Below are 6,672 nucleotides of genomic sequence, written 5' to 3' on the forward strand. Positions count from 1 at the left end.
ACGAGACAGGTCTATGATACGCGCTTTCCCTGGCAAAGCACGACTCAGGGGTATATACACATCCACTGGTATAATACGTTGCCCGGTTTTAGCCAGGCTCTGCTCAGCCGCGCTAAGAGTGATCAGGAACATCTGGCCCAAGTGACGGGCCTGAGCTATCACCACGCCTTTGATCTCTGGATCTATAGCAGTCAGAGCGCTTTTCGTAGTGCGCTCCCGCCCGATACCTTTGAATGGGTAGGAGGTGTAGCTTTTCCTCCGTTGAATGAGGCTTTCTTTACGGTAACTAGTCCTACAGACGAAACACTGATACGCGATATGCCTCATGAGATGACTCATCTGTTACTGCATCAGACCGTTCCAGATCGGGTGGATATTCCTCGCTGGTTCGATGAGGGTCTGGCTGTCTATTGCCAGCTCTTCCAGGAGCCCGAGCTGACTGACCGTCTCAATGAGGCTTTGCGCACTCACTCTTTGCTTCCACTGAGCCAGATCTCGGAGCGTTTCCCCAGCTCTAGCGATGCCGCCGAGTTGGCTTATGCTGAGAGCTGGAACCTGGTCACTTATATGTACCAGACCTTCGGGAAGACTAATCTTGAGCACCTGTTTCAGTTGCTTAGCAGTGGGAAGCTGACTTTCGATGAGGCATTGCAGGCCTCGATTAGTGAGGATGAGGCCCATCTTGAGAATCAATGGCATCTGGCCCTGCATCAGCCACCGACGCTCTCTCCCGCTGAGATGCAAACACCCGCTGTTCCACCAGCGTCAACCACCCAGCTCCGCTTGCCTACACCGGCTACCAGCGATAGTCATGACACGCTCTTGCTGCTGCTCGGGACAGCGCTCATGCTCACGGCGTTAGTGGGAACTATGCTGCTCTTGACTTCGGCTCGCCACCAGCGTCTCCAGGCCATGGAGGCTGTGCAAGCTGCAGAGCAGATTCTGGCGATCAGCCGGAGAGACTGGCAGGCTCCGCCACCCTCGGATAGCTCTCCATCCTCAGGCCCCTTCGGCAGATGGCTTGGAAGGCCTACTCCGGGTACGGGTGCCTCCGGTGGCTCGCCCTACTTTAATATCGATCAGCCCTTCGGCCTCCCAGGGACGGGAGAAGGGCCTCAGACTCGCTCTTCTCAAGGGTCAGAACCTGATGATGATTAGCAGCGCCCTCCTTCCTCCGGACGCTAGAGAAGCTGGGCCAGAGGTAAGCAGAGCAGAAATGTGCTTCTGGCCCGGCTCTTGGTGCTTGGTCAGGATGAATCGGTTAGTATGCTAACCTGCTCTGGCTCTCTTTCGCTGCACTTGAGACTTTCTCTTGAGAGTCAATCCTACCTTTGCATAAATCAGCGGGCGTTACCTCCACTAACAATAGGATAGAAGGTGTGCCAAGTGGAAAGGATGTGTATGATGAGTGATACGACAGATGATAACACGGCTGCTCCCTCTGATGGGAGCACGCAGCCTGCTGCGCCTGTTTCTTCTGTAGAGCTTCCCTACGCTCCTCTCTCCGAGGAGGAGCGCGCTTACTGGGTGGCTTTCAGCCGCATCCGAGGTATTGGACCGGCCACTTTTAAGAAGCTTCTAGCCTTCTTTCACGGGGAGCTGGCTGCCGCCTGGAAAGCTGGACGGTCAGAGCTACTTTATGCCGGCCTCAATAACCGTCTCGTTGAGACTCTGCTCCGGCAGCGAGCGTCTATTGACCCAGAAAGAGCGCTGAAGCAGTTACAGCGCCTGGAGATTGAAGCGCTAACGCTCAGAGACCAGCTCTATCCACCAGCCTTGCGACGCCTGAGTGATGCTCCTCCTGTGCTTTACCTCCGCGGTCAGCTCAGCGCCAATGATCAATGTGCTCTGGCCATTGTGGGAACGCGCCGCATGAGTTCCTATGGCAGGTTGGTGACCGAGCATCTGGCCACGGAGCTGGCTCGGCACAGCATCACGATTGTCAGTGGTTTGGCGCTCGGCGTCGATACGGCGGCTCACACCGCCGCCCTAGCTGCTGGGGGTCGCACAATTGCTGTGCTTGCCTGCGGCCTGGATGTGCTCTATCCAGGCTCTAATGTGAATCTGGCACGACGCATTGTGACCTCGGGCCAGGGGGCCTTATTAAGTGAGTATCCTCCGGGCGTCTATCCCGACAGTGGCAATTTCCCAGCGCGCAATCGCATCATCGCCGGTCTGGCGCTGGGTGTGCTGGTGACAGAGGCCCCTTTGAAGAGCGGTGCCTTGATTACGGCCCGGCACGCGCTGGAGGCTGGCCGGGATGTCTTCGCAGTCCCTGGCAACATGTTTGCTCGCGGCAGCGAGGGGGTCAATCGTCTCATCCAGGATGGGGCCCACTTGATCACAGGTGTTCAGGACATCCTCGATGCTCTCAATCTCTTCACGGTTGCTCAATGTCTCGAACTGCAGCAGGCTTTGCCGGAAGATCCACTTGAACGTCAGTTGTTGCCCTTGCTGAGCCACGAACCACGCCACATTGACGAATTGATCCGCTCTTCAGGCTTGTCTGCTCAAAGCGTAGCCGCTACGTTGCTGACCCTGGAACTAAAGGGTATCATAAAGCAGGTGGGCGCAATGTATTATGTGCTGGCCCACTAGGGTAGCTCGGTTCCTAAGCCTGAGAGTGAGAGGTCGGCGGTATGATTCTGCTGAGCCATCTTTTGGAGGCGACTGGAGGGAGATTAGCTTTTCCTGGACGTCAGCAGCAGTTCTCAGCTTTTAGTCATGACACACGTCAATTGCTCCCCGGGGAGCTTTTCGTGGCCGTACGTGGTGAGCGGGGCGACGGCCATGATTACTGGCAGGATGCCCTGCGTCGGGGGGCCGGCGGCCTTTTAATTGAGGAGCGCTACGTGAGCACACTCTCTGAGGAGCAGCGCGCCGCTTTGGAGGCGAGTGGGGCGGCTGTCATTGTGGTCACAGATACTCGCCAGGCGCTGCAAGCCTATGCCCGTGCGATTCTGGCTCGTTGGAAGCCCACGGTGATCGCGGTTACGGGAAGTACAGGGAAAACAACCACAAAGGAAGCGATCGCTCACGTCCTTGAGCGCCATTTTGCTACTTTCAAGAGCTGGCAGAATTACAATGATTTGCTGGGTCTGCCTCTTTCCCTGGGTCGTCTGGAGGAGCACCACGAATATGCTGTGGTTGAGTTGGGCTGCGACCACCCTGGCGAGATCGGCGCTCTCTGTCGCATTGCTCAGCCCCACATCGGGGTGTTAACGAATATCAGTCCGACCCACCTGCAGTATTTCGGTAGCTTGGAGCGCTTAGCAGCAGAGCTGACAAGCCTCGCTGACTATTTGCCTGCCGACGGCAGACTGGTGGCCAACGGGGATGATGAGCTGATTCGCCGCCTGTTGCGCCGCAGCGATGATCCTCGTTTGCAGGTTTTTACGGCTGCCCCCCTGGAAACAGTGCATGTTTCCTGGGAAGGGACAGAGGCACATTGGTCGGGTCATGGGCGGGTGCTCAGGACGCGTTTGCTCGGTGCGCACTTTGTCACGACAATGCTGGCAGCCTGGATGGTCGGTCGGCTGTGTGGTCTGTCTGATGAGCAAATTGCGCAGGCGCTGGCGGAATTCGCTCCGCTGCCGGGCCGTCTGAATCCGCTGCCCGGCCTGCGGCGCGCATGGTTGCTCGATGACACACACAATGCGGCTCCGGCTTCAACATTGGCGGGCCTGGAAACCCTGGCACGTTTGCCCGCGAGACGGCGAATTGCTGTGCTGGGGGATATGCTCAATCTGGGAAGCTTTGAGGAGGAGGGTCACACCCTCGTCGGTCAGGTCGCGGCTGGCCAGGTCGACTATCTGGTGACACGTGGAGAGCGGGCAGCACTGATTGCCGAGGCCGCGCGGGAGGCTGGTCTCTCTTCTGAACGGATCATCCAGACTTCGACCCACGAGGATGCCGCGCGCGCCGTGATGGCCCTTTTAGAGGCGGAGGCCGAGCCGGCGGAGGGAGAGCCGCGCGATGTTGTTCTTATTAAGGGTTCCGAGGAGGCGCGCATGGAACGTGTGACAGAGCGCCTCCTGGCAGAACCCGCTCAGGCCCCTGAACGTTTGGTCCGCCAGACACCAGGTTGGAAACAGATTGTGCGCATGCGCCCAGAGCGACCGACATGGTTGGAGATCGATCTGAGTGCCATCGCCAATAATACGCGGCTTATCAAAGAGCTAGTCGGGCCACGGGTGCGGGTCCTGGCCAGTCTGAAAGCTGACGCCTACGGACACGGGGCTTTGAAGGTCGCGCGTACGGTTCTGCTGAATGGAGCTAGCATGTTGGGTGTGGCCACGGTTAGCGAGGCTATTCCTTTGCGTGAGGCGGGGATCACGGCCCCGATTCTGGTCTTTGGCTATGTGCCCCATTGGCAGATGCGCGAGGCGGTACGTCTGGACCTGACGATTACGCTTTATTCGAGCGAGGCTGCGCAAGCGCTCTCGCGTGCTGCTCAAGCCTTGCAGCGTACGGCGAAGGTCCATCTGAAGGTCGACACAGGCATGGGGCGCCTAGGTATCAGGGCCGAGGAGATTGAGGCCATTGTGGCGCTGGCCCGGGAGGTCAAACGTCTGCCGGGCCTGGAGTTGGAGGGCATCTTTACCCATTTTGCAATGGCCGATGCGCGCGATCAGTCGTATACCCGCAAGCAGCTTGCACGCTTTCAGCGTGTGCTGCAGGCGCTGGAGGCCGAGGGGCTGCGCCCCCCACTGGCGCATGCGGCGAATAGTGCGGCTACGCTGACGGTGCCCGAGGCCCACTTTGATATGGTCCGACCAGGCATTGCCCTCTATGGCCTCGATCCATCGCCAGAGGTTCGGCTGCCCGCCGGTTTTCGTCCGGCGCTCTCCTTCAAGACTCAGGTGGCTCAAGTGAAGCTGGTCCCCGAGGGTGAGTGCATCGGCTACGGCTGTACCTATGTGACAACGCGCCCAACGCGCATTGCAGTCCTACCGGTCGGCTACGCCGATGGCTTCCGACGCGCCCCACGTACCTGGGGTTCGGTTCTGATCCACGGCCAAGAGGCCCCAATTGTGGGACGGGTCTGTATGGATCAGTGCATGATCGATGTCACGGACATTCCTGGGGTGCGCGTGGGCGATGAGGTGGTGCTGATTGGACGCCAGGGCGAGGCTGTGCTGACGGCGGAGCAGGTGGCTGAACGCCTGGGTACGATTAACTATGAGGTGGTGTCGGAGATTCTGGCACGTGTGCCACGGGTCGATTGATTGAGAGCCAGCGCCAGGCCTCCAGGCTTGCGAGTGACAGTACGCTCAGGCTAGCTCTCAGGCCTGGCCCTGCACACACCTTACAAAAGTCCCCGAACGCCGTCAGCTTTCTCCAGGGAGCCTGCCAGGATCGCCAGATCCGGGTGAAGATCACGGCTCTGATTCGTTCTGATAGATTAGTTGACATATAGTGATACAGAGGGGCCGTGATCCGATGCTAAGAAAGCGCTGCGCTTCATGCAGAATCCTGGGACTGCCCTCCTTGCAGTGGCCAGTGTTTGCGTGGATAACAGCCTGGCTAGCGATGCTGCTGGCCTTGAGCGCTTGCCTTGAGCCTTTGCCCTCCAACGGTCCGTCAGCCGGTTCTGGCCGGCAGGCGGTTACGGCAACGGTAGGAGCGATGACCTTTCAACCGCAGGCGCTGCCATCGCCTTCGTCCCTTCCCAGCGCGGTTGCCCCTACGCCTGTGGCGACGGCTCTTCCCGTGACGGGCCTGATCACAGCGGTAGGGGCCAGCCTCCCCACTGATCGGCAGTGCGCCGCCAGTATCCACTATAGCTCATGGGAGCCGCGTCCAGACAATACCGCCGCCAATCATCGCGTGCCCACAGCTCAACAGCTTGCTGCGATCGACCAGTTCTATCCTACCTATACGCAGAATCCCCTGGCCAACCGCTATAGCGCACGCATTAGCGGCAACTTTACCGGGACCACCGATGAGATTATCCAGTGGGTGGCTTGCAAGTGGGGAGTCAACGCCGATCTGGTGCGCGCTCAGGCAGCGGTCGAGTCCTGGTGGCATCAGAGCACGGCGGCAGGCAAGACCACCACGAGCCGCTATTGTCCCCCAGGCACCTGGAATGGCTCATCTTGCCCTTCTTTTTATGGTTTGCTGCAAATCACCTATCGCTATTTCAGCCATGAGTGGCCGATGATGCGCGATGATACGGCCTTCAATGCCGATTACGTCTACGGAATGATGCGCATGTGCTATGAGGGCCTGGCGACTCAATTGCAGGCCTCGACGCCCAGCGCCGGCTACCCGCGCTATCACGCCGGCGATATCTGGGGCTGCCTCGGTTCCTGGTTCAGTGGCCAGTGGTACGATAGCGGTGCCATCCATTATATTCAGGAGGTGCAGAAGACGCTACAAGAGAAGCCGTGGCTCGGTCGATGGTTCTAATCGCTTGGCAGCAGGGGGCGAAAGGCCCAGCGGCGTTGTCGTAGGCACTCAGAGGAGAGCCCCGATTTCTCTCTGGCCAACACTTGTCGGAGGGCTTCTTGCACGGCAGAAGCCAGCTCGGGATGGAGAATGAGAAGAGAAATAACTGCATGCTCTACTAAAGGAATATTACAACTATAAAGGAGCAATAGCAGCTCTACGGGATTGACTCTCATCGAGATCCCTGCTGGCGGCGGGCTGGCGATCAGATGCAGGATTCCC

5 protein-coding genes are annotated in these 6,672 nt (G+C 58.7%); 4 read left to right on the forward strand and 1 reads right to left on the reverse strand.

The window, feature by feature from the left end:
* From IRZ24_RS15075 to IRZ24_RS15090, 4 genes are all read left to right on the forward strand, one after another.
* Nucleotides 1–1,158 (forward strand): peptidase MA family metallohydrolase (locus IRZ24_RS15075; protein ID WP_297165674.1); only part of this gene is annotated, 1,158 nt, incomplete at its 5' end.
* Between the two features lie 243 nt (nucleotides 1,159–1,401).
* A complete protein-coding gene (dprA, locus tag IRZ24_RS15080) occupies nucleotides 1,402–2,598 on the forward strand; it encodes a DNA-processing protein DprA (protein ID WP_297165676.1) in 1,197 nt (398 codons plus the stop codon).
* Between the two features lie 41 nt (nucleotides 2,599–2,639).
* A complete protein-coding gene (alr, locus tag IRZ24_RS15085; RefSeq protein ID WP_297165679.1) occupies nucleotides 2,640–5,228 on the forward strand; it encodes an alanine racemase in 2,589 nt (862 codons plus the stop codon).
* Nucleotides 5,229–5,628: 400 nt separating this feature from the next.
* The gene (locus IRZ24_RS15090; RefSeq protein ID WP_297165681.1) at nucleotides 5,629–6,411 is read left to right on the forward strand and encodes a hypothetical protein; all 783 of its coding nucleotides are present in this window, start codon (nucleotides 5,629–5,631) and stop codon (nucleotides 6,409–6,411) included.
* Here the strand turns inward: IRZ24_RS15090 and IRZ24_RS15095 are convergent.
* Nucleotides 6,408–6,672, reverse strand: a 265-nt coding sequence (locus IRZ24_RS15095) for a hypothetical protein (RefSeq protein WP_297165683.1), incomplete at its 5' end; no start/stop codon positions are given. The genes IRZ24_RS15090 and IRZ24_RS15095 overlap by 4 nt on opposite strands.

It is taken from the genome of Thermogemmatispora sp. (assembly GCF_019683755.1).
In the GTDB taxonomy this organism is placed as follows: domain Bacteria; phylum Chloroflexota; class Ktedonobacteria; order Ktedonobacterales; family Ktedonobacteraceae; genus Thermogemmatispora.

Bases quoted from the DNA above. Each gene is read 5' to 3' on its own strand.
- dprA (WP_297165676.1), top strand. From the start codon at position 1,402: ATGATGAGTGATACGACAGATGATAACACGGCTGCTCCCTCTGATGGG.
- alr (WP_297165679.1), top strand. From the start codon at position 2,640: ATGATTCTGCTGAGCCATCTTTTGGAGGCGACTGGAGGGAGATTAGCT.
- IRZ24_RS15090 (WP_297165681.1), top strand. From the start codon at position 5,629: ATGACCTTTCAACCGCAGGCGCTGCCATCGCCTTCGTCCCTTCCCAGC.